The sequence below is a fragment of the Phormidesmis priestleyi ULC007 genome (genome assembly GCF_003003695.1).
In the GTDB taxonomy this organism is placed as follows: Bacteria; Cyanobacteriota; Cyanobacteriia; order Leptolyngbyales; family Leptolyngbyaceae; genus Phormidesmis_A; species Phormidesmis_A priestleyi_A.
Genome location: NZ_PVWG01000104.1, coordinates 1 through 2236, shown reverse-complemented (window position 1 = coordinate 2236; position 2236 = coordinate 1). Strand labels below are relative to the sequence as shown.

Annotated in this window: 3 protein-coding genes; 1 reads left to right on the top strand and 2 read right to left on the bottom strand. The window is 47.3% G+C overall.

The window, feature by feature from the left end; translation table 11 throughout:
* Positions 1 to 137: 137 nt before the first annotated feature.
* On the bottom strand, positions 138 to 410 hold the full coding sequence (locus tag C7B65_RS26800) for a type II toxin-antitoxin system RelE family toxin (protein WP_073075361.1): 273 nt from the start codon (positions 408 to 410) through the stop codon (positions 138 to 140).
* Positions 397 to 543, bottom strand: a complete 147-nt coding sequence (locus C7B65_RS29800) for a hypothetical protein (RefSeq protein WP_223257539.1) — start codon at positions 541 to 543, stop codon at positions 397 to 399. The genes C7B65_RS26800 and C7B65_RS29800 overlap by 14 nt, the downstream gene beginning before the upstream one ends.
* 188 nt (positions 544 to 731) lie before the next feature.
* On the opposite strand from C7B65_RS29800, the gene C7B65_RS26795 reads away from it, so the two are divergent.
* On the top strand, positions 732 to 2042 hold the full coding sequence (locus C7B65_RS26795; RefSeq protein WP_073075360.1) for a homoserine dehydrogenase: 1311 nt from the start codon (positions 732 to 734) through the stop codon (positions 2040 to 2042).
* Positions 2043 to 2236 lie beyond the last annotated feature (194 nt).

Below are 2236 nucleotides of genomic sequence, written 5' to 3'. Positions count from 1 at the left end.
AGCTAAAGCCCATGGACATACGGTTGAACGCTTTCGGTTCAGGGCAGAAGACACTTAATACAACTTCATCCAACTCAGCTTTTCTACGCCTACCTACTTAGCCTTTCCCTAAATGTCCGGGAGAGGCTTGACGATCCTTATGGAAAAATCTTGTAGGTGTCCCTTCGGTGAGCAATACGATCGCAAACCAGAATGCGGTCTTCTTTTTCGATAGTAATACCAATTCGGTAGTCCCCAACTCGAATTTTGTACTTGTCGAAGTAGCCTTTCATTTTCTCCAAATAGCCTAGCTTAAATGGATTCTCAACCTCTAGCTCTTTAAAGACAATGAGTTCCACACGAGTTTGAATATCAGCAGGCAATGCAGCGAGTTCTTTCAAAAAACGTTTTGTAAACTCAACCGTCCACATGCTGTTCCTTTAAAGACTGATAATAATTGAGGGCTTCTGCTTTAGAAAGACGATCTTGATTCTCCGTTTCTTCCATCAGCTGGGTTAAACCAAAGTTCTCTAAAATTTCTTCAATTTGCTCAAATTCAGCGATCGGAATTAGGAAAGAATTAGTGCCAGCGATTTAGGTAACTTGAAGGAACAAGAATAAACTGGCTTCTCGGACACCGTTAAAGTCACCTCCTAGAGTCAGACGAAAATCCTACTCTAAAAGTGTGAAGTTATTTCTTGTCAAACCCGTACAATTCTAGAATTGAGTAACGATCGTAGTAGGAAAGCACTGTGGCGTTTAAAGTTGGTTTACTCGGATTGGGCACCGTCGGCACCGGAACCGTTGAAATTTTGCGCGACCCGGCTCAACGGCATCCCTTACTTCAAGAGCTAGTCATTCATAAAGTAGGAGTCCGATCGCTCGACAAAGCCCGATCGCTAAACCTATCCGCAGACCTGCTCACTACAGATTTAGACGCGATCGTCACCGACCCCGAAATTGATATCGTGGTCGAAGTTATGGGCGGTTTAGAACCTGCACGATCGCTGATTCTCAAAGCGCTCGCCCACAAAAAACACGTGGTGACAGCAAACAAAGCGGCGATCGCTCGGTTTGGTGACGAAATCTTCACGGCAGCCTCAGAAGCGGGAGTCTACGTTCTATTAGAAGCCGCCGTTGGGGGCGGAATTCCCGTGATTGAGCCGCTCAAGCAATCGCTGTGCGCCAATCGCATCAACACCGTCATAGGCATTGTGAACGGCACGACCAACTACATTCTGACGCGGATGCAAACGGAGGGCGGCGACTTTGGCGAGATTTTGGCAGACGCTCAACAACTCGGTTATGCGGAAGCCGATCCGACTGCTGATGTCGATGGGTTAGATGCCGCCGACAAGATTGCGATTCTCGCGTCTTTAGCATTTAGCGGACGCATCAAGCTCTCAGAAGTCTACTGTGAAGGCATTCGGCAGATTGGTGCAGCAGATATTGCCTATGCAGAAAAGCTGGGATTTGTGATTAAGCTATTGGCGATCGCCAAACGCGAATCTGATCAGCAATTGCAGGTGAGAGTGCATCCGACGCTCGTTCCAAAAACTCATCCGCTTGCCAGTGTAAATGATGTTTATAACGCGATTTTGATTGAAGGCGATCCGATCGGGCAAGTCATGTTTTTTGGTCGCGGAGCGGGAGCGGGGCCGACTGCCAGCGCGGTTGTTTCTGATATTCTCAACATTGCCGCAATCTTAAAAGTCGGACGCGGGCAAGTCACGCAAGCTGATGGAACACCGTTACTCGATCCTTTGCTGGCGTGTTCGCATCAGCATTATTGTACGATCGCGCCGATGTCAGAACTGGTCACTCGCTTCTATGCTCGATTTTTAACTCAAGATTATCCAGGTGTAATCGGTAAGTTGGGCACCTGTTTTGGTGATCATCAAGTCAGCCTAGAGTCAGTCGTGCAAGCCGGAATTCGCGATGGACTAGCTGAAATTGTGGTCGTCACCCACGATGTCCGAGAGGGCAATTTCCGCAAGGCGCTAGATGAGATTCAACGTATGACAACCGTTGCAAATATCGCGAGTGTACTGCGGGTTTTGTGATTACCGCGAGGTAAACCTATGACCACAAATTCAGCCCAGCAAGGGTTGACTAGTTCTAATTTAGAAGCCATTCATACAATTGTCGATCGGCTATTAGGTAAAACTTGTGGTTAAGATGGGTGCGACCTTTATTTGATACCCTTAGAGCGCAATGGAAAAGCCATATTGATTCAGCTTGTTCCAGAATTGATCCC

Coding starts and splice junctions, on each gene's coding strand:
- C7B65_RS26800 (WP_073075361.1), bottom strand. CDS start 410: ATGTGGACGGTTGAGTTTACAAAACGTTTTTTGAAAGAACTCGCTGCA.